The organism is Acinetobacter sp. YH12236 (assembly GCF_013417645.1).
Lineage (GTDB): Bacteria > Pseudomonadota > Gammaproteobacteria > Pseudomonadales > Moraxellaceae > Acinetobacter.
Genome location: NZ_VPDM01000013.1, coordinates 14,978 through 35,261, shown reverse-complemented (window position 1 = coordinate 35,261; position 20,284 = coordinate 14,978). Strand labels below are relative to the sequence as shown.

At 43.7% G+C, this 20,284-nt stretch carries 19 protein-coding genes and 1 tRNA gene; 9 read left to right on the top strand and 11 right to left on the bottom strand.

Features of this window, described 5'->3' with window-relative positions; all coding sequences use genetic code 11:
• Positions 1–9: 9 nt before the first annotated feature.
• From FTV14_RS07680 to FTV14_RS07655, 6 genes are all read left to right on the top strand, one after another.
• Complete coding sequence (locus FTV14_RS07680; protein ID WP_005234480.1) at positions 10–1,056, top strand: rod shape-determining protein; 1,047 nt, start codon at positions 10–12, stop codon at positions 1,054–1,056.
• Between the two features lie 16 nt (positions 1,057–1,072).
• Positions 1,073–1,930, top strand: coding sequence for a rod shape-determining protein MreC (gene mreC, locus FTV14_RS07675; RefSeq protein ID WP_180053690.1), 858 nt, complete (start codon positions 1,073–1,075; stop codon positions 1,928–1,930).
• Positions 1,917–2,408: a rod shape-determining protein MreD gene (gene mreD / locus FTV14_RS07670; RefSeq protein WP_180053689.1), complete on the top strand. Its 492-nt coding sequence runs from the start codon at positions 1,917–1,919 to the stop codon at positions 2,406–2,408. The genes mreC and mreD overlap by 14 nt, the downstream gene beginning before the upstream one ends.
• Positions 2,396–2,962: a Maf family nucleotide pyrophosphatase gene (locus FTV14_RS07665; protein WP_180053688.1), complete on the top strand. Its 567-nt coding sequence runs from the start codon at positions 2,396–2,398 to the stop codon at positions 2,960–2,962. Before mreD ends, FTV14_RS07665 begins: the two co-directional genes overlap by 13 nt.
• A 39-nt stretch (positions 2,963–3,001) precedes the next feature.
• Positions 3,002–4,456: a ribonuclease G gene (gene rng, locus FTV14_RS07660; protein ID WP_005234484.1), complete on the top strand. Its 1,455-nt coding sequence runs from the start codon at positions 3,002–3,004 to the stop codon at positions 4,454–4,456.
• A gap of 132 nt (positions 4,457–4,588) precedes the next feature.
• Entirely contained in the window at positions 4,589–4,762 is a 174-nt protein-coding gene (locus tag FTV14_RS07655) for a PA1571 family protein (protein WP_004783090.1), read from the top strand.
• A gap of 157 nt (positions 4,763–4,919) precedes the next feature.
• Here the strand turns inward: FTV14_RS07655 and FTV14_RS07650 are convergent, their stop codons facing one another.
• Together FTV14_RS07650 and FTV14_RS07645 are read right to left on the bottom strand one after the other, a co-directional pair.
• Entirely contained in the window at positions 4,920–6,302 is a 1,383-nt protein-coding gene (locus FTV14_RS07650) for a wax ester/triacylglycerol synthase family O-acyltransferase (RefSeq protein WP_159122852.1), read from the bottom strand.
• 172 nt (positions 6,303–6,474) lie between these two features.
• A complete protein-coding gene (locus tag FTV14_RS07645) occupies positions 6,475–7,209 on the bottom strand; it encodes a phosphoadenylyl-sulfate reductase (protein WP_034703384.1) in 735 nt (244 codons plus the stop codon).
• A gap of 208 nt (positions 7,210–7,417) precedes the next feature.
• Between FTV14_RS07645 and thrH the strand changes: the two genes are divergently transcribed.
• Positions 7,418–8,035 carry a bifunctional phosphoserine phosphatase/homoserine phosphotransferase ThrH gene (gene thrH, locus FTV14_RS07640; RefSeq protein ID WP_180053687.1) on the top strand — a complete coding sequence of 206 codons (618 nt, stop codon included), beginning with the start codon at positions 7,418–7,420 and terminating at the stop codon, positions 8,033–8,035.
• 60 nt (positions 8,036–8,095) lie between these two features.
• Here the strand turns inward: thrH and FTV14_RS07635 are convergent, their stop codons facing one another.
• From FTV14_RS07635 to FTV14_RS07620, 4 genes are all read right to left on the bottom strand, one after another.
• Positions 8,096–9,316: an OmpP1/FadL family transporter gene (locus FTV14_RS07635; RefSeq protein ID WP_180053686.1), complete on the bottom strand. Its 1,221-nt coding sequence runs from the start codon at positions 9,314–9,316 to the stop codon at positions 8,096–8,098.
• 316 nt (positions 9,317–9,632) lie between these two features.
• Complete coding sequence (locus FTV14_RS07630) at positions 9,633–10,904, bottom strand: OmpP1/FadL family transporter (protein WP_180053685.1); 1,272 nt, start codon at positions 10,902–10,904, stop codon at positions 9,633–9,635.
• A 337-nt stretch (positions 10,905–11,241) separates the two neighbouring features.
• A tRNA-Arg gene (locus tag FTV14_RS07625) sits at positions 11,242–11,317 on the bottom strand.
• Positions 11,318–11,407: 90 nt separating this feature from the next.
• Positions 11,408–12,760, bottom strand: coding sequence for an amino acid permease (locus FTV14_RS07620; protein ID WP_166139632.1), 1,353 nt, complete (start codon positions 12,758–12,760; stop codon positions 11,408–11,410).
• Between the two features lie 332 nt (positions 12,761–13,092).
• Here FTV14_RS07620 and prpF point away from each other — a divergent pair, with 332 nt between their 5' ends.
• Both prpF and FTV14_RS07610 read left to right on the top strand, forming a co-directional pair.
• Positions 13,093–14,283: a 2-methylaconitate cis-trans isomerase PrpF gene (gene prpF, locus FTV14_RS07615; RefSeq protein ID WP_004783077.1), complete on the top strand. Its 1,191-nt coding sequence runs from the start codon at positions 13,093–13,095 to the stop codon at positions 14,281–14,283.
• A 224-nt stretch (positions 14,284–14,507) separates the two neighbouring features.
• The gene (locus FTV14_RS07610) at positions 14,508–15,416 is read left to right on the top strand and encodes a farnesyl diphosphate synthase (RefSeq protein ID WP_180053684.1); all 909 of its coding nucleotides are present in this window, start codon (positions 14,508–14,510) and stop codon (positions 15,414–15,416) included.
• Between the two features lie 83 nt (positions 15,417–15,499).
• Here FTV14_RS07610 and putP read toward each other — a convergent pair whose 3' ends face one another.
• The 5 genes from putP to FTV14_RS07585 all read right to left on the bottom strand — a co-directional run bounded on the left by putP (position 15,500) and on the right by FTV14_RS07585 (position 20,275).
• Entirely contained in the window at positions 15,500–17,011 is a 1,512-nt protein-coding gene (putP, locus tag FTV14_RS07605; protein WP_159122845.1) for a sodium/proline symporter PutP, read from the bottom strand.
• Between the two features lie 213 nt (positions 17,012–17,224).
• Positions 17,225–18,076, bottom strand: a complete 852-nt coding sequence (locus FTV14_RS07600) for an SPFH domain-containing protein (RefSeq protein ID WP_159122844.1) — start codon at positions 18,074–18,076, stop codon at positions 17,225–17,227.
• Positions 18,077–18,079: 3 nt separating this feature from the next.
• A complete protein-coding gene (locus tag FTV14_RS07595; protein WP_004783073.1) occupies positions 18,080–18,562 on the bottom strand; it encodes an NfeD family protein in 483 nt (160 codons plus the stop codon).
• Positions 18,563–18,663: 101 nt separating this feature from the next.
• Entirely contained in the window at positions 18,664–19,581 is a 918-nt protein-coding gene (locus tag FTV14_RS07590) for a patatin-like phospholipase family protein (protein ID WP_004783071.1), read from the bottom strand.
• Positions 19,582–19,645: 64 nt separating this feature from the next.
• The gene (locus FTV14_RS07585; protein WP_180053683.1) at positions 19,646–20,275 is read right to left on the bottom strand and encodes a 1-acyl-sn-glycerol-3-phosphate acyltransferase; all 630 of its coding nucleotides are present in this window, start codon (positions 20,273–20,275) and stop codon (positions 19,646–19,648) included.
• Between the last annotated feature and the right edge of the window lie 9 nt (positions 20,276–20,284).

Genomic DNA, 20,284 nt, shown 5'->3' with positions numbered 1-20,284 from the left:
AACGTCCCCGTGATTCTAAAACGACTAATAGGCTTGTTTTCGCCAGATCTCGCTATTGATTTAGGTACTGCAAATACACTTATTTATGCGCCAGGACGAGGCATTATATTAAATGAACCGACGGTTGTAGCCATCCGTCACAGTGGTTCACATAAAATTGTTGCTGCCGTAGGTCTTGACGCGAAACAAATGCTTGGTCGTACCCCAGCAAATATTTCTGCAATCCGTCCGATGAAAGACGGCGTGATTGCGGATTTCGAAGTGACCGAAACCATGTTAAATCAGTTCATTGGTAAGGTACACGAAAAACGTTTATTCCCGCCAGCGCCACGCGTGGTGGTTTGCGTGCCATGTAAATCGACACTGGTTGAACGCCGTGCGATCCGTGAAGCAGTTTATAATGCGGGTGCGCGTGAAGTACGTCTGATTGAAGAGCCGATGGCAGCTGCAATTGGTGCAGGCATGCCGGTTGAGCAGGCGTGTGGTTCGATGGTTGTTGATGTGGGCGGCGGTACAACTGAGATTGCAGTAATTTCATTACAGGGCTGTGTATATGCAGACTCGCTGCGTATTGGCGGTGATGTATTTGATGAACAGATCATCAACTACGTACGTAAGGCACATGGTTGCGTGATCGGTGAAACCACAGCTGAAGTGATCAAAAAAGAAGTTGGCATGGCACTTCCAGATGAAGGTGCAAAACCGCTGGAAATTGAAGTTCGTGGCCGTAACTTGGCTGAAGGTGTGCCTCGCGCGATTGTGGTGAACTCGGATGAAGTCACTCAAGCGATCTCTGATCCACTACAAAACATCGTGTCTGCGGTGAAATCTGCATTGGAACAAACACCTCCTGAACTGTCTTCTGACATCGCTGAACGCGGGATCGTGTTGACCGGTGGTGGTGCATTGCTGCGTAACCTGGACAAGCTGCTTGCAAAAGAAACAGGTCTGCCTGTTGTGGTTGCTGAAGATCCACTGTCTTGCGTGACTCGTGGTGGTGGTAAGGTACTCGAATTCTTCGACAATCCAAATCATGACATGTTATTTGTAGGCTAAGACAAGGATTCGGCGGGTGCAAGCACATCTGTTTTCTCGACAACCGCCATCTTTTCGCTCTTTTATCATTGCACTGATAACATGTCTGGTGGTGCTATTCTTTGACTGGCGCATGCCACATGTTGTTCAACCTGCAAGGGATGTCTTGTACGCGGCCTATAACCCCATTTATGCCGTGGCCAGCTATCCGGTACTGTCGCGAGAATGGCTGAATCAACAAACCAAATCTGAAGCGCAACTGCGTCGTGAAAATACCGCGATGCAGGCTGAGCTATTGCAGGCGCAAGTTCGCTTACAAAAAATTGCAGAGCTTTCTGCGGAAAATACCCGTTTGCGTGGTCTTTTAGATACCCCTCTGATTCTTGATGGGCGTATGGAAATTGCTGAGGTGATTGGTACCGATGCTGATCCGCTACGCCATATCATCGTGATCAACCGTGGTTCCAATAACAAGCTGAAAGTCGGTCAGACCGTACTGGATGATATGGGGATTATGGGACAGATTATTGATGTCTATCCGCATAGTAGCCGGGTCATGCTGCTCTCTGATAAAGAACACTCCTTGTCAGTGCGTCTGGAACATACTGGTATGCGTGCCATTGTCTCGGGGACCGGGGATCTGGGACGCCTGAAAATGGAATATGTACCGACCAGCGCCAATATCAAAGTTGGTGAAAAAGTTTACAGTTCAGGTCTGGGACAGCATTTTCCGGCAGGTTATCTGGTGGGAACAGTATCCAATGTGAAACGGCATAATTCAGGGGAATTTGCCCAGATTAATGTTACTCCAGCGGCACAGTTGGCCGGTGGTCATCATGTCGTCGTGCTGTTCTCTGACTCATTAGCGATGGAGCAACCGCATGTCAATCGCTAAGATGCGACCTAAAACACATCGTGATCCTTTATTTGCCATTGTCATATCGGTGATCGTGGCTTCTGTTCTCTCAGTCTATCCACTGTCTTACGAGACCTCGGGATGGCGTCCATTATTTATGTTAATGGTCATGCTGTTCTGGGTGTTGTGTCAGCCGACCTGGTGTGGAATCTGGTTTGCATTTGCTACCGGGATCTTCATTGATTTACTGCTTGATGCGCCTTTAGGTCTCAATGCACTTAGCTTTATCATCATTGCTTTTGTGGCACGTTTCCTGACCCGTGAGCGCCGTATTCTGACCTTTGCTAATTTATGGGTCATTACGGCAATTGCGATTCTGGCACATTTGATGATTATCTTCTTTGCCCAGATTTCGACCAACGTACAATTCTCATTTGCACGACATTGGATTCCCATGCTGACTAGTGTCATCATATGGCCAGTGCTTTATTACTTTTTGAGAAAATGGCGCATTTAATCCTCGCTTCCAGCTCACCCCGACGCCGTGAACTTCTGCAGCAACTCGGGCTGAACTTTGAGATCTGTAGCCCAGATGTAGACGAATCTATACTGGAAAATGAGTCCATTGCAGCCTATGTCGAACGTCTGGCGCAAGTCAAAGCGGAAGCGGTGGCCAAGCTGTTTCCGGATGCCATTATTATTGCTGCGGATACCAGTTTAGGTGTTAATAATGAGATTTTGGGGAAACCTGAATCCAAACAGCATGCCTTTGAAATGTGGGAAAAAATTTCAGGAAGATGGCATGATGTGTATACTGGGGTGTGCGTCCGCACAAAAGAAGAAAAATACAGTATAGTAGTCCGTACACAGGTTGAATTTCAGCCACTAAATAGCCATGATATGGAAAGTTACTGGGCAACAGGTGAGCCGCTTGGGAAAGCAGGTGCCTATGCAATACAGGGAATTGCAGCGCGTTATATTCCAAGAATAGAAGGTAGTTATTCTAATGTAGTGGGATTGCCACTATATGAAACAGTACAGTTATTGCAGACGGTTAAGGCACTAAATTAACTGCTGAAAAAGAATTCTTATAATGTTTTGAGTGTTGTTATGTCTGACGAGTTGTTGATTAACGTCACACCGATGGAATGTCGTGTGGCGTTGATTGAAAACGGCACGGTGAATGAACTGTTTGTCGAGCGTACGGCCAAGCGCGGATTGGTCGGGAATATCTATAAAGGAAAAGTGGTCCGGGTCTTGCCGGGCATGCAGGCCGCTTTTGTCGATATTGGCCTGTCCAGAACGGCATTTTTGCATATCAATGACATGGTCTGGCCACGTAACCAGCCAACGCCGAATGTATTCGAACTGCTGCAGCCGGGTCTGATTCTTACCGTTCAGGTGATGAAAGATATGCTTGGCACCAAGGGCGCTCGTCTATCTACTGATCTTTCTATTCCTTCACGTTATTTGGTCCTGATGCCATATGGCAATCATATTGGCGTATCGCAGCGGATTGAATCCGAAGATGAACGCAATCGTTTACGCTCGATCATTGAGCGTATTCAGGCAGAACACAAGTTGCCTGGCTCCGTGATTGTCCGTACTGCTGCGGATGGCATTGAAGAAGAGGCGATTGCCCAAGATATGGCTTACTTAGCCAAACTGTGGGAATACATCCAGCGCAAACAAAAAGTTATTGCAGTGCCTTCATTGATCTTTGAAGAGCTGCCTTTGCCACAGCGTGTCATTCGTGACCTGGCCAATGAAGAAACCGAAAAGATCTATATCGATTCACGCGAAATCCACGGCAAGCTGAAAGAGTTTGTGGATGAGTTCGTGCCGAACATGAAAGACCGTTTGCTACATTATCCGGGCGAGCGACCAATTTTCGATTTGTACAATGTCGAAGAAGATCTGCAAAAGGCTTTACAAACCCGTGTCGCACTGAAGTCCGGCGGTTATCTGATGATTGACCAGACTGAAGCCATGACCACCATTGATGTTAATACCGGTTCTTATGTGGGCGGTCGCTCGCTGGAAGATACGGTGTTTAAAACCAATATGGAAGCCACACAGGTCATTGCACGTCAGCTGCGTCTGCGTAATCTGGGCGGTATTATCATCATTGACTTTATTGACATGCAGGAAGCCCAGCACCGTGAAGAGGTGATGAACCAGTTTGTGAAAATGCTGGAACGTGATCATGCCAAAACCAAGATCACCCAGGTGTCTGAACTGGGGTTGGTGGAGATGACGCGTAAGCGTACCCGTGAGTCTTTGGAACACTTGTTATGCGAGTCCTGTCCGACCTGTCAGGGACGTGGATATGTGAAAACAGCAGAATCAGTGTGTTACGAAATCTTTCGGGAAATCCTGCGCTATGCTCGCGCTTATGAATCACAAAGTGGCTTTACTGTAGTTGCCCATCCGGCAGTGATTGATCGGCTGTTGACTGCAGAAGCCCCGGCTGTGGCGGATCTGGAACACTTTATTAATCGTGTAATTAAATTCCAGGTCGAAAATTTATACACACAAGAGCAATACGATATCATTCTCAGCTGAAATTGTAACAGAATATCGTTAAACACTTGTTACATCTGAAATTTTACAACTCTACTGATATTTACAATACTAGAAACATCAAATTAGCCAAAGCCTTTCTCCCAGTTCTAGGCTTAGCAAAAGGAGTCTATGATGAGTATGAGTAAAGTTGTAATCAATAAAAGCTTGAAACACGTATTAGAACCAAAGGCTGTGCATGCAGGATATATTGTGGATGAACGCGGGAATGAAGTTCAGATTACAGCTTCTATGATTCGCTCTGTCTGCCATCAGTTATTGAAACAATGTCGTACTATTAAAAGTTAATTAAACCAAAATAGATTGCGGTTGTATGAATTTCATTCAAACTGTAAAAAGAATAAAATAAAGGGGCTTAAATTGCCCCTTTATTTTTTACTAAATGATTGGCAAAAGTGCTCACACACTTTTTAGCAGTCCATTGCCAGATTTTATTCGTCCGCGGCTAACTGACCGCTTTCAACTTTGGGACGGGTTCACCATCCACAATCCGTTCGAAGCGTTGAATTTCTTCTTCAAGATGAGTCAATAGATTCTGCATTTTGGGTAGAGCATTACGGCAAGCAGTAAGACCTACTTCAAGCTTGTCCATATAACTGGTCATGGTGATATTCAGTGCCTGTCCATCCAGTACAATCGAAGCCGGATATAAGGCTTCCAAACGTGCGCCATTCCAGTACAGAGGTTCCTGAGGACCAGGGACATTGGAAATGATCACGTTAAATGCCTGACGTTTTGGCATTAAGCCAGATGCAATATTGAATCCTGCAAGACCGTAGACAAAAGCACTATAGTTCAGAATCTGATTGGCATTCATGCGCTTAAAGCGTTCTTTAGCACTGAGTACACTGCGACGTACCGTTTTAAGACGCTCCAAAGGATCATCCTTATGCGTGCCCAGATTCGCCAGAATCATGGTAATACGGTTGGAAAAATCGGAATCATCGCTACGTACAGAAGCGGGCACCATCGCAATCAATGGTTTTTTTGGCAAGGCATTTTGTGTGAGTAAATATTCGCGTAAGGCACCTGAACAGATCGCTAACACGATATCATTAATCGTTACACCTAAAGCTTTAGAAATATGACGTAAACGTGAGAATTCAAAAGATTGGGCTGCGAAACGACGTGAGGCACTGACACGCTGATTTAAAATAGAACTTGGTGCCTGAAAGCTGGACACATAATCCGGGTTACGCCCCATATCTTTTAGTACGGTTTGTGATAATTCATAAGCCACTCGTGGCGTACATTCCAGCTGGCCTTTAATCGCCTGTAACACATTCTTCATGCGGCTGACTTTCGGCGCTTTCAGACGTTTTGCTCGTGGACCTTCTACACACCAAGGTGGCACAATACTTTTCGCATGTGGATCATGGGAAAGTGATTTTTCTACCAGACGCATGCCTGCAATACCATCTACCATCGCATGGTGAATCTTGAAGTACATGGCAAAACGGTTGCCTTCAATGCCTTCAATAATATGACAGGTCCATAAAGGTTTAGCGCGGTCAATCAGTGCGCTGTGTTCTTGGGAAATATAAGTCAGCAGCTCGCGGATACGCCCAGGTTTCGGTAAGGCAATATGACGAAAATGATGATCTAAATCAAACTCTTCATCTTCATCCCAAAATAAACCGTTTAAATAGTTATTAAATGGAGGAATCGGTGAGGATTTGGAATTGCGAATATCAGTCACCAGATCCCGGATAAAAGAGGCTGGTGCATTGTCAGGAATTTGAAACAAAAATAACCCGCCTACATGCATAGGCTGCTGCCGTTTCTCTAAAGACAAAAAAATAAAGTCAATCGGATGTAATGGACGCATAGCGTAGATTGCCTCACTGCATTTTCTTCAGCTGCTCATGTATAAGCAACCTTGTTAGAATTATTGGTATCACATTACAAAGTATAGCGATTTTGTCGCATAAAGGTACTGATTTTTCTGTAGCCGATTGGTTCACAAAAAAACCACCCGACGAACGGATGGTTTTTTAAGATTATTTTTTCAAGTTCCCGGCATGCAAGCCACATTCTTTATGGGTGGCTTCTTCCCACCACCAGCGTCCTTCACGTTCATGCTGATTTGGCAGCACAGGACGGGTACAAGGTTCACAGCCAATGGAGATAAAACCTTTTTCATGTAGTGGGTTGTATGGAATTTCCATCATTCGGATATAATTCCACACATCTGCACTAGACCAGTTGGCAAGGGGATTATATTTAATCAGCTGTTTGCCTGGACCAGAAAAACCTTCATCAGATTGAACCACTGGAATGTCATTACGTGTTCCCGGGCTTTGGTCTTTACGCTGACCGGTAATCCAGCCATCTAAAGTTGCCAGTTTTTTGCGTAAAGGTTGCACCTTGCGGATTCCGCAACATTCCTGATGGCCGTCACGGTAGAAACTGAACAAACCTTTTTCAGTCGTCAGTTGTTGAATCGCATCTGTTTCCGGGAAACAGATTTCGATATCAATATTATAGTGCTGGCGAACTTTTTCAATAAATTGATAAGTCTCAGCATGCAGACGCCCTGTATCCAGGCTAAATACCCGGAAAGGTTTACCTAAATTAGATGCCATATCAATCAGTACAACATCTTCTGCACCAGAAAATGAAATGGCAATTTCGCCTTCCTGCTCGAGAGCAAGCGCTAAAATTTCACTTGGTGATTTATCTGCATATTCAGATGCAAGCGCATCTACCATAGCAATAGTGGGGATTTTGGTCATATGAGTCCTGGCGGCATAGGCTTGGAAATGACGTGGCCTATATGAATTTATTTCAGATTTATTCTATTTTAATAGAAATGCCCAAAGCTACTTATCACTAAAAAATAAATACTTATGAAAAAAACAGATTTAAAAAAGAACAGTGCAAAATCTTTTTCTTCAGCTATGATAGGGCAAAATTTTTTCAATACAACTGAGGGGATGCTTCATGGAAGTCGTATGTCTAGATCTAGAGGGCGTTTTGGTTCCAGAAATCTGGATCAATTTTGCTAAAAAAACAGGTATTAAAGAGCTCGAAGCAACGACACGTGATATTCCTGACTATGATGTGTTGATGACCCAGCGTTTGAATATTTTAAAACAGCATGGTTTGGGTCTAAATGATATCCAGGCTGTGATTGCGGATATGGGGCCATTTGAAGGCGCCAAGGAATTTGTAGAATGGGTAAGTACTCATTTTCAGCTGATTATTCTGTCTGACACTTTCTATGAATTTGCTCATCCTCTAATGAAGCAACTAGGCTGGCCAACGATTTTCTGTCATAAGCTGGAAACTGATGAAGAGGGCATGATCACTGCTTATAAACTTCGCCAGCCAGATCAGAAGCGTCAGGCAGTGAAAGCATTACACGGTCTGAATTTCCGTGTGATTGCAGCCGGTGATTCATATAACGATACCACAATGCTGGGTGAAGCAGATCATGGCTTCCTGTTCGACGCACCAGAGAATGTGATTGCAGAATTCCCGCAATTCCCGCCAATTCATGGTTATGACGCATTGAAAGAAGCAATTCGTAATGCATCAGTGCGTGATATCCCAGCTTAAAGAATTTAAGTAAATAAAAAAGGCGCTATAAGCGCCTTTTTTATTGAATCTATCAAAAAATCAGAAGCGGTAACCGATTTTCATACCATAGCCGATTGCATGGTTGTCTTCAAAGCTACCTTTTACTTCACCACCTGTTTGTGCTTGTGCATCTCCTAGCCAGAAGTATTTAACCCCAGCCTGGATAAAATAGTTTTCTGCAGGGCTGTATTGGCCGCCTAGACCGACACTCCAATAACCTTCAGTTGGACCCAAGGTGGTTACCGGGTTTCCTGCACCAGAGTCATAACCTACAGCAGCAGAGCCTGACCATTTAACGTTAAATTTATGACCTAAACCCACATTTGCAGACCATTGATCATCTGAATAATCGACAAGATTCTGCTGTTTTCCGGTGAGGGCGCCAGTTAGCTGAGATAAATAAGCAGGTTTTACTGCAAACTGATCCCAATGTACCCAGCGAATATTAGCAAAAGCTAAAGTATTTTTTGCAATGCCTGACTGTAAGTCAATGTTGACTGATTGTGGTGTAGTAATTTCCGCTTTATGGTAAGTTGGAATTACTGGTTTACCCAATAATGTGCCAGTTAATCCAGGAATATATAAAGCTCCATCTGTACCAAAACCGAAGGTTTCTGTGGTATCTAATTCATGTTTAATTTCAGAGCGATAAGTCACAGCAGCTTTTAAGGCAATTTCAGGAATAGAATATGCAAAACCAGCTAACCAACCGTAAGCTTCACTTTCTTTAAGGTCAATATCATAACCGCCAAGAACTTGCGGGCCTCTATAAGCTGTACCACGTAGGGAGACTTTCGCCTTTACGCTTTGATAGACAGGTCCGGCATAAACATTCCAGTTCTCATTTGGCTGATACCCTATAAGTGCTGTAATGCTATTGGTTTTTACTTCAACAGAAGTGCCCTCCAATACACCAGTATTGGTATTTACTGTAGCAAAAGCATTAGATTCAGGCGCATATTGAGCGTCAGCTCCAAATGGCTGGTCATAAAGTAAACCCAGAGATATTTTATCAGTTGCCTGAATTTTTATAGCAGCAGTAGGGAAGTAGTAATCTTCAGCCATATCGCTGACTTTATTGCCGTCATTGTCTTTACCTTGAACTTCTGGATCTAAAACAGAAATACCCGCTTCCGCATAGTTACCCGGCTGTAAAAAAGCAGAAATAGACTGGCCAGAACGATCCAAGCCAGCTGCTTGAACTACAGAAAGAGGTAAAGTGCTAAGTAAAATAGCAGAATAAATTTTATTGAGCTTCATGGTACGTTCCCTGATGCCATCTGTAACAAAAATGTGCAGGAAAAGTAACATAATTTTAAAAAGAGTAAATACTCAGCTCTGTTGAAGAAATGAACTAAGGCGGTTAAATAAAAGGGTTGCTTAGAGTATTTATACTATATTTTTTTGATTAACTTAATGAAAATAAACAAATAATAATTTTTATCAAAATATATTAAAAACAAAATTTAGGCAAAATTTGATTGGTGATAAAAGCATCGAATAGTATACGGGTGTATAAAAATATAAATGAGACAATAAAAACCACCCGAAGGTGGTCTTTATTAACTATCAGGAATTAGAAGCGATAGCCCATTTTTAAGCCATAACCTAGAGCATGGTTATCTTCAAAGTTACCAACATTTGGATTAGCAACAGTTAATGCTTGAGCATCGCCTAACCAGAAGTACTTCACACCACCGGCAATAAAGTAATTTGGAGCAGGTGAGAATTGTAGACCTAGGCCAACATTCCAGTAGCCTTCAGTTGGGCCTAAAGTTGTTATAGGATTACCTGCACCAGAATCCCAACCTACAGAGACATTACCTGCCCACTTTTCATTGAATTTACGACCAACACCTGCTGTAGCTGACCATTGATCTTTATTATATTCAACTAGGTTTCCACCCTGTAATGAAGTTAAGAGTGCTTTAGTTGCAGCAACTTCTGGAACTGGAACATCTGGAATTGTATTACCTACATCTGCAAGTTGGTCTAGAGCTTGTCCAAATTGAGTAGGACGAATTGCGAAACCATCCCAATTAACCCAGCGCACATTTAGGAAAGCCACTGTATCAGCCATAATCCCTGATTGGAAATCTAAGTTTACAGACTGTGGGGTGGTAACATTAGTTTTACCTGGCGCATAAGCAAATGCTTGAGGAGGTACACCAACTGGGGCAATTCCTGGGAAACCTGGTACAACGGTACTAGCATTTTCTGTTGTACTAAGCTCATGTTCAACTTCTGAACGATAAGTTAAAGAAGCTTTTAAGGCAATATCAGGAATTTGGAATGCTAAACCAGCAATCCAACCTAATTCACCATCTTTCTTCATGTTTGCATCATAGCCTTGTAAAGAGCTATATGCACCGCCGCGAAGATGTACTTCACCTTTAGCATTCTGATATACAGGACCTGCATAGAAGTTCCAGTTTTCATTAGGCTGGAAACCAAATAAAAATGTTAAATTTTCGGTATGTACTTCAGCTTCTGTACCATCTGTTCCAGTAGGATTAAATGCAGCAGATTGAGCTTTATATTCAGCTTCAGCACCAAAAGGTTGATCATAAAGAAGACCGAAAGAGAAATTATCTGTTACTTGAAGTTTTAAAGCAGCAGATGGGAAGTAATAATCACTAGCCATATCACCAGTAGATTGTCCGCCTAATCCTGCAGATGTAACACCAGAAACAGAAGGATCTAGGACTGAAATGCCTGCTTCAGCATAATTACCTGGTTGTAAAAACGCTGCGATAGATTGGCCTGAACGGTCCATCGCCGCTGCAAACGCGCCTGTCATAGGTACAGTTGCAAGAATCATTGCAGTAGTTAATGTTTTTAATTTCATTTACGTCTTTCCTTGAGGTACAAATTTATATCTAGCGTTGTTGTTTGCACTTATTAAATTCTTGGAGATTTCGGGTATTTATCCGCAATCATTTGTTACTCCATGTGACAAAAATAGCACAATTAAAATAAGAGTAAATGCTCTAGAAAAAACTAATTAGTCTAAAAAAGCACCAAAATAGAGTTTTTGCACCAAAAAATAGCCTTATTTTGAAATAAGTATTTGAAAGTAAAAGAAATAAAATAATGGAGAAAAAATAATTTTTTGTATAAAAAATATTCTAAAAATATGAAGATTAACGCTAATTTTTTGAAGTATAGATCACATTTTGAAAGGGTGGTGCGCCCTGCGGGACTCGAACCCACGTCGGTCGCTTAGGAGGCAACTGCTCTATCCAGTTAAGCTAAGGGCGCGAAAAGAAGGCTATTGTACTGTAAAAAATGCAAAAAAAAGTTATTGCCGCAGCAATAACTTTAAAAATCATCGATTAAAAGATTTTTTGATTAATTCTTAGGGCGCAGTGCCTTAAACAGAATAAACATGATCACTACCCAGATCGGAAGCATCAGCACTGATTCTTTAAAACCTTGTGTCCACATGATGTAAAGAATGGTCGCAATGAAAGCTAAAACCAGAATATTACTTGCAGGTGACCACAATGCAGGGAAACTGGTCTTTTGTCCTAACTGCTTCATGCTTTGCATAAACTTGAAGTGAGTCAGGCTAATCATGGCCCAGTTCAGTACCAATGCACCTACCACCACATAAATCAGGTGACTTAAGGCATCTTCAGGAACAAAGTAGTTTAGGAGTACACAGCCGAAAATCAGCAGGGCAGAGAACAGTACTGCAGGAATAGGAACCCCTTGTTTGTTCACAGTCTTGAAGATTTTAGGGGCATTACCTTGCTGTGCCAGACCATAAAGCATACGGCTATTGGCATACATACCACTGTTATAAACAGAGAGTGCCGCTGTCAGAATGATGAAGTTCAGTAAATGTGCTGCCCAGTCAATGCCTAGTTGGCTGAAGATCATCACAAACGGGCTTTTATCTAGGCCGCCAAGCTCTAACTGATTCCAAGGTACTAAAGACAATAGAATGGTCAATGCACCTACATAGAATACCAGAATACGGAATACGACCTGATTAATCGCTTTTGGAATGGTTTTTTCTGGATTTTCAGCTTCTGCTGCCGCCATCCCGATCAGTTCAATCCCACCGAAGGCAAACATCAGGAAGGCCAGCATATAGAATAAGCCTTCAAAACCATTCGGGAAGAAACCGCCTGCTGTCCAAAGGTTGCTGAAAGAAGCTCCTGAAGATGCATCAGCAGTCAGGATCAGATAGAGACCAAAGACAATCATAGAAACGACCGCAGTCACTTTCACAATAGACAGCCAGAATTCTGATTCACCGTAGAATTTCACATTGCCGAGATTGACCAGCGTAATTACGATGAAGAAAAACAGGACTGAGGTCCAAGCAGGAATATGAGGCCACCAGTAATTAATATATTTTGCAACGGCGGTGAGCTCGGTCATAGCCACCAGGATATATAAGATCCAGTAGTTCCAACCCGCAAGGAAACCAGGGAATTTGCCCCAGTATTTATAAGCAAAATGGCTGAATGAACCTGCTACAGGTTCATGAACAATCATCTCACCCAATTGACGCATGATTAAGAATGCAATTAAGCCACCAATGGCATAGCCAAGAATAATAGAAGGACCCGCAGATTGGATCACCTGTGCGGAACCTAAGAATAAGCCTGTGCCAATTGCACCGCCCATGGCGATCAACTGAATATGACGGTTCTTTAAGCCACGCTGAAGTTGTGAAGACTCGTTATTCAAAGTGTTCAGCCCGACAATGTAAGAAATAGGTATAAAGATTGTAATGGAACAAAGATAAGAAGCCTAGAGCACCCGTCTGGATGAAATATTATTATCGTATTTATAAAAAAAAATTATAAAAATAAATAGAATAAAAGATATGTGAATCAATATATTAATTTTATTGAAAATGTAACTGATGAGTTTGCTGTTTTTTTAACTCGACACAAATGCTGTTTTTTTATACTTAGGTCGGGCAAGGCAGCTACTTGGCTTTAAACCGATTATACTCGTCTCAGAAATATTCAATAATTTTGATCAGAATAAAGACAAGCCAGAGGAAGAAAGTATTCATGAGTTTCGCTGCCCAAATCAAAATCCCGGCCACTTACATGCGCGGAGGCACCAGTAAAGGGGTGTTCTTTAAACTGGACGATTTACCTGCTGCTGCACAACAGGCAGGCCGAATTCGGGACCAGTTATTATTAAGAGTGATCGGCAGCCCGGATCCATATGGCAAGCAGATTGATGGGATGGGCGGTGCCAGTTCAAGTACCAGCAAAACCGTGATTCTGACTAAAAGTCAGCAAGAAAATCATGATGTGGATTATCTTTTTGGTCAGGTATCGATTGATCGACCTTTTGTGGACTGGAGTGGTAATTGTGGCAATCTGACTGCAGCAGTTGGGGCATTTGCGATTTCCAATGGCCTGGTCGATCCTGCACGTATTCCTGAAAATGGGCTGTGTACGGTGCGAATCTGGCAGGCGAATATTCAGAAAACCATTATCGCCCATGTACCGATGCAGAATGGTCAGGTTCAGGAATTAGGTGATTTTGAGCTGGATGGCGTAACTTTCCCAGCAGCCGAAGTACAGATTGAATTTCTGGATCCTGCCGATGATGATGCCGAGGGCGGTTCAATGTTTCCGACCGGAAATTTAACCGATACGCTAGAAGTACCGAATATTGGCAGCTTTGAAGTAACGATGATTAATGCCGGGATCCCGACAGTTTTCTTAAAGGCAGAAGATCTGGGCTATAACGGTACCGAGTTACAGGACCATATCAATAATGATGCAGCTGCCTTGGTGAAGTTTGAAACCATCCGAGCCTATGCTGCTCAACAGATGGGTCTGATTCAGGACATTAGTGAAGCTGTTACACGTCAGCATACACCAAAGATCGCTTTTGTGGCTCCGCCAAAGACTTATACGTCCTCTAGTGGTAAGGAAGTCACTGAAACAGATAGCGATATTCTGGTCCGTGCCTTATCGATGGGTAAGTTGCATCATGCCATGATGGGAACAGCCGCTGTAGCGATTGGAACAGCGGCAGCGATTCCGGGAACCTTGGTTAATCGTGTTGCAGGTGGCGGTGAACGTGAATCAGTCCGCTTTGGTCATCCTTCCGGTACCTTAAGAGTGGGTGCGCAAGCAGTGCAGGAAAATGGAGAATGGAAAGTAAAAAAAGCCATCATGAGTCGTAGTGCGCGTGTGCTAATGGAAGGTTGGGTGCGTGTTCCTGAAGATGTTCTTTCTTAAAATTATTTCTTGAGAAATTAGCCTAAGTAAAACCATCAGTTCTCTGGTGGTTCTTTTATTGATGCAGATTTTCTACCTCAAATTTTCAGTCTAAATACAGAATTATGAAACAACATTTGGATTTAAGACTGAAAATTCAAAGCAATTCTAGGTACAATGCCTGATAACAGACAGGCACTTATAAACTGTCATTTTATTATTCTGGCTACGTATTCGAGGCGAATGTGTCATCTATCACTGACGTATCAACCCATGCACTAACTCAAGCACAACAACGGATTCAATACGATTTACTGACTGCCTTGGAAGCCTTTTCCATTCCAGAACCGTTAAAGTCGGCAGTACATCATGCCGTAATGCTAGGAGGAAAGCGGGTACGTCCAGCACTCTGTTATGCCACTGCCGCATTAAAGCCAAATCAGAATAGTGCTGCGGTACGCCGTGCCGCAGTTGCGATCGAGTTTATTCATTGCTATTCACTGGCACATGATGATCTGCCATGTATGGACAATGACTTGTTACGTCGTGGTCAGCCAACCTGTCATGCTGCTTTTGGTGAAGATACGGCTCTTTTGGCGGGTGATATTTTGCAATCTATGGCGTTTGAAATTCTGGGTAGTCGTCTGTTTGATCAGGGGCCTGCAGTAGAACCTGCGATTGTCTTGAAGCAGATGCAGATTCTGGCGACTGCTTCCTCGAAAATGGTCAATGGTCAGGTACTGGATTTACAGGCCGAAGGCAAAAAAATTGATCAGGAAGCACTGGAGACGATTCACCGAAATAAAACCGGTGCCTTGATCAGTGCAGCGATTATGATGGCAGCGGTGACGATCTTTGAAGGGACTGATCTGGCCATTCCAAAATTGCGTGAATTCGGGCAAGCCATTGGTCTTGCTTTCCAGGTGCAGGACGATATTCTGGATATTATTTCTGATACAGAAGTGCTGGGTAAAACCGCGGGCAAGGATGAACAGGTGGAGAAGTCAACTTATCCAGCATTAATGGGTTTAGAGAAAGCCCAGGCCTATGCACAGCAGTTACATGATCAGGCGATGACTGCACTGAATCATTTTGAAGGTCAAGCTGATGAACTGATGCAGATTACCCAGTTCCTGCTAACACGTAAGAGCTGATTTAAATAAACTAATCTTCCTGAAATTAGCTTAAAACGAGCATAAAAAAGAGGACTTAAAGTCCTCTTTTCTTTTATATTGAATTACTTGCTTTCGTTATACAGACGTTCTGCCTGTTCAAAGCGTGTTGTAATTTCAGCTGTTGGTGCTTTGCCTAAGAGACTTACAACTACAATCGCAATCCAAGAACAGATAAAGCCTGGAATAATTTCATAGATGCCGGCTGGAATAAAACCAAGACCTGTTCCACCAACAGTATTCTTCCACAGAATCACCATACATGCGCCAACGATCATGCCTGCCAAGGCGCCATTCAAGGTCATGCGCTTCCAGAACAAAGACAGAATAATCAGTGGACCAAAAGCAGCGCCAAAACCAGCCCAAGCATACGCCACCAGACCCAAGACTTTAGATTCAGGATTACCAGCCATCCAGATTGCCAATAAAGCAATGAGAAGCACCATCAAACGACCGACCCAAACCAGTTCTTTTTGTGAGGCATTTTTACGTAGGAATGATTTATAGAAGTCTTCAGTCAGGGTACTTGAACAAACCAGTAACTGACAGCTAAGCGTACTCATCACCGCGGCCAAAATTGCCGCCAGAACCACACCGGCAATCCATGGATTGAACAGGATTTTAGTCAGTTCCATAAACACGGTTTCAGGATTGGCATTCACCACAGCAGCGAGTTCCGGATGTTGCTGGAAATAGGCAATACCAAAGAAACCTGCGGCCACTGCACCACCCAAACAAAGCGTCATCCAGGTCATCCCGATACGGCGTGCATTTGGAATCGACTTCACTGAATCGGCGGCCATGAAACGCACTAAAATATGCGGCTGACCAAAATAACCCAAACCCCATGCCATTAATGACAGGATCGCGATGGTACTCAGATCACCGACCAAGTTCATGGCCTGTGGACGTGCGGCTTCCAAAGCGAGCGTAACTTGCGACATATCTGAAAAAGTCAGGATGGTTACGATTGGCGTAAGAAGCAGGGCGAAGATCATCAGGGTTGCCTGAATGGTATCGGTCCAGCTGACTGCCAGGAAACCGCCAATAAACACATAACTGATGGTTGCAATCGCACTGATCCAGAGCGCTGTGCTATAAGACATGTCGAACATGCTTTCGAACAGACGTGCACCTGCCACCATGCCTGAAGCACAGTAAATTGCAAAGAAAATCAGAATGACAAATGCAGAAACCACACGCAGCACTTTTTTCTGATCGTTAAAACGGTTCGAGAAATAGTCCGGCAGGGTCAGGGCATTGTGCTGGACTTCGGTATGGACCCGTAAACGGCCCGCAACCAGCAGCCAGTTCAGCCATGCACCGATAATCAGACCAATCGCAATCCACATTTCAGACAGGCCAGAAAGATAAATTGCGCCTGGCAAGCCCATCAGCAGCCAGCCACTCATGTCGGAAGCCCCTGCAGAAAGTGCAGTTACGAAACTACCTAAACGTCGGCCCCCTAAGATGTAATCAGAAAAGTTGTTTGTCGCGCGGTATGCCATCAGGCCAATTACGACCATGCCGACAATATAAAAAAGAAAGGTAATTAAGGTTGGATTTAGGGAGCTCATACGGTATCCATTTTTAAGTTGGACAGTAGATCGAAACAAGGATTATGACAGATGCGAAAGACTTTAATCCGAAAGCCAGGCAACATCGAATCCAGAGGATTTCAAAAATAAACGCGAAATTTAACCATAAATTCACAATCTTTGCTGAGATTTTCTTATTTTGAAAGAAAATAGGCAACCAATTGGCTGCCTATTGTGAAGTATCTCTGAAACTTAGTGACGTCCCATCACACCGCGAATGGTATTCAGCACATCGGCAGGCAAGACCACAGTCTTGGCATTTGGAGACTTGGCCATATCCTGCATGGCTTTGACATATTGTTCACCCAACAGATAAGCCACAGGAATTTCCTTATCGCCAATTGCCTGACTCACCATATCAATCGCACGCTGTGAAGATTCTGCCAGTACGACTTGTGCTTCTGCATCACGACGTGACGCTTCCAGACGACCATCAGCTTCCAGAATGGCGGCCTGTTTTTCACCATCCGCTTTAGTGACGGTTGCACGACGTTGACGCTCTGCCGCTGCCTGTTCTTCCATCGCCGTCTGCATAGTCACAGAAGGTTTAATATCCTGGATTTCAACTGTCTTTAAAGTGATTCCCCAGTCTGAAATATCATCAGAAATGCTGGACTTTAAACGCGCCTTGATATGATCACGTGAAGATAAGGCATCATCCAGATCCATTTCACCCACGATTGAACGTAGCGAAGTTTGTACCAGGTTCTGAATTGCCCAGGAGTAGTTCTCAATCCCGTATACCGCTTTTTCAGGAGTTGTCAGGTTGATATAAGCCACCGCATTCATCAGCAAGACGGCGTTATCACGGGTAATTACTTCCTGCGAAGGAATATCCAGAACGATATCTTTGGTAGTGACTTTATAAGCCACTTCATCTACATAAGGAATCACAAAATTCAGGCCAGGATTAAGTGTGGTGTGGTATTTACCCAGACGTTGCACAATCCATTTATAGCCTTGTGGAACAATCCGTACACCTTTAAAAATGGTAATCGCAACAAAGGCCAAGAACGCAATAACAATGATAGTGCCAGGAGACATAATTTATTCACCTTTTTCGTTTTGATATTGAGTGCTGTGGGGCTGTACAACCAGGTCATTTCCCAGAATATCGACAACACGGACACGATCCCCAACCTGAACTTTATCCAGAGCACGGCAATCCCATTCATCCGAGCCTAAAACTGGCAGCGGAAAACGGACCCGGATCTGATCCTGTTCAAGATCGGTCTGAATCACCATGCCAATTTGGCCAATAGTGGCCTCACGCGACAAGCCGGCTTTGGTCTTGTCGATAGAAAGCGGCTTGATAAACTTGAACCAGAGCAAGGTACAAAGAACAGACAGGATGATCCAGGTCAGGATCTGGGTGGTCAGTCCCATCATCGGGAACATCCAGTACAGAATGCCGACCATAATGGCACCAATCCCGAACCAGAGGGCAGCAAAAGCGGGCAGGAGTAATTCTGACAGAATAAGAAGTATTCCCAATACAAACCAGTGCCAAGGTTCAAGAACTAATTCCATATCGTGACCTATATTGCTAAGTATTTAATTAATCATCATCTTTATATGATTTACTTCCAATGTAGCAGATGCTGCAGCAGATGAATATAAAAAATTTCTGATTAAAATTTTGCCGGTCGTGCAGGCTTGAATGCAGCCGGAGACTGCCTAAAATCACTGATGGCTTTTTCAATTGAACGGATTTTCAGTTGCGCGGCTTTTTCACCTTCAAGAATGGTCTCATTGCTGGCTTTTAAATCCAGCGTACCAATATGACCTACTTTAGGCTGGATCACGATATTAGCTTGCCTGAGTTCTTCATTGATACTTTGCTGACCCATAATATTAATAGTCTGGTCCAGTACGCCCCACATGTTGAGTGCTTTATTGCTGTCCGGACGTGCAGATATATCTACGGCAATAACAATATCTGCTCCCATATCTTTGGCCGTTTTTACTGGAATTGGACTAACCAGACCGCCATCGACATATTTTGTACCGCCAATTACAGCGGGCACAAAGACATTCGGAATACTGCAAGAGGCACGCACGGCTTGTCCGGCATTGCCTTTGATAAAGTCAGCTTTACGGCCATTGTCTAGGCGGGTTGCCACTGCCGCGAAGCGAATCGGGAACTGTTCAATCGGTTTATTCGCCACATTTTTATTGACGAAATCCTGCAGTTTCTGTCCGGCAATAATCCCTTGGCGGTTCAGGGTTAAATCACGAATATCGGATTCTTTAAAGTTCAAGGCGATTTGCTGCAACTGATAAGGAGATTTGCCGCTGGCATATAGACTGCCCACGAAGCTTCCGGCACTAGTTCCAGTAACAATCTTCGGTTTGATGCCGTGCGATTCGAGGACTTTGAGTACCCCGATATGGGCAAAGCCTTTGGCACCGCCACCACCGAGCGCAATAGCCACCACAGGTTCACGAGCCTGAAGAGGAGTAGAGGTTGTTGGGGTTTTAGTAGCTTTATCACATGCTGCAAGGCTTAAACCCAAGCAGCCAATCAGAGCATAACGGGTTAATTTCATTATAAAAAACTGGCGATTAAATCAACAAAATTCAGGCTATCACATCAAAAAAAGCCAGTTTTGCCTAGTCTTTTTTCAAAAGCTTTTGTAACGGCTTGGCAACCCAATCCGGATTTTTGGCCGAAAATTTACCTTCATAATGCTTATAGATCTGTTCCAGATCATATTCATAATCACCTGTCAGGTGATATACACCGAGGATATGAATGGCCTTGATGTCATAGTCAAAGGAAAACATCACGATCGGCAAATTGGCTGCCTTGGCAATATGATAAAAACCGCTACGGATTTTTTCCGGTCCCTTACGCGAACCTTCCGGTGCCATACCGACCCAGATCCGGTCTGCTTTATTAATCACATCAACAATCTGTCGGGTATGACCTTGCGGTGTATCGCGTACTACAGGAACTACACCGATCCATTCCAGAATGGGTTTAAGCGGAGTACGAAACAGGCTGTCTTTACCAAAAATCGTAATCTGAATACCCAGACCGAGTAGAGCATTAAAGCCTAACCAGGCATCGATATTCGAGGTATGTGGGGAAATAATTGCCACTGCTTTAGGCAGGTTAGGGAACTCGCCTTTGAGCTGCCAGCCCTGAACCAAAAATAGCTGTTTAAACAGGGTTTGGCTCAGTTTACCTCCGCGGGAGGGAACCAGGGGAGGGAGTTTGGGAAAGCGTGTTGTACTCATCGATGTCTC

What these genes read in the sequence shown, in the direction of transcription:
- mreD (WP_180053689.1), top strand. Translation starts at nt 1,917, where the DNA reads ATGTCAATCGCTAAGATGCGACCTAAAACACATCGTGATCCTTTATTT.
- FTV14_RS07665 (WP_180053688.1), top strand. Translation starts at nt 2,396, where the DNA reads ATGGCGCATTTAATCCTCGCTTCCAGCTCACCCCGACGCCGTGAACTT.
- rng (WP_005234484.1), top strand. Translation starts at nt 3,002, where the DNA reads ATGTCTGACGAGTTGTTGATTAACGTCACACCGATGGAATGTCGTGTG.
- FTV14_RS07655 (WP_004783090.1), top strand. Translation starts at nt 4,589, where the DNA reads ATGAGTATGAGTAAAGTTGTAATCAATAAAAGCTTGAAACACGTATTA.
- FTV14_RS07650 (WP_159122852.1), bottom strand. Translation starts at nt 6,302, where the DNA reads ATGCGTCCATTACATCCGATTGACTTTATTTTTTTGTCTTTAGAGAAA.
- FTV14_RS07645 (WP_034703384.1), bottom strand. Translation starts at nt 7,209, where the DNA reads ATGACCAAAATCCCCACTATTGCTATGGTAGATGCGCTTGCATCTGAA.
- thrH (WP_180053687.1), top strand. Translation starts at nt 7,418, where the DNA reads ATGGAAGTCGTATGTCTAGATCTAGAGGGCGTTTTGGTTCCAGAAATC.
- FTV14_RS07635 (WP_180053686.1), bottom strand. Translation starts at nt 9,316, where the DNA reads ATGAAGCTCAATAAAATTTATTCTGCTATTTTACTTAGCACTTTACCT.
- FTV14_RS07630 (WP_180053685.1), bottom strand. Translation starts at nt 10,904, where the DNA reads ATGAAATTAAAAACATTAACTACTGCAATGATTCTTGCAACTGTACCT.
- prpF (WP_004783077.1), top strand. Translation starts at nt 13,093, where the DNA reads ATGAGTTTCGCTGCCCAAATCAAAATCCCGGCCACTTACATGCGCGGA.
- putP (WP_159122845.1), bottom strand. Translation starts at nt 17,011, where the DNA reads ATGAGCTCCCTAAATCCAACCTTAATTACCTTTCTTTTTTATATTGTC.
- FTV14_RS07600 (WP_159122844.1), bottom strand. Translation starts at nt 18,076, where the DNA reads ATGTCTCCTGGCACTATCATTGTTATTGCGTTCTTGGCCTTTGTTGCG.
- FTV14_RS07595 (WP_004783073.1), bottom strand. Translation starts at nt 18,562, where the DNA reads ATGGAATTAGTTCTTGAACCTTGGCACTGGTTTGTATTGGGAATACTT.
- FTV14_RS07590 (WP_004783071.1), bottom strand. Translation starts at nt 19,581, where the DNA reads ATGAAATTAACCCGTTATGCTCTGATTGGCTGCTTGGGTTTAAGCCTT.
- FTV14_RS07585 (WP_180053683.1), bottom strand. Translation starts at nt 20,275, where the DNA reads ATGAGTACAACACGCTTTCCCAAACTCCCTCCCCTGGTTCCCTCCCGC.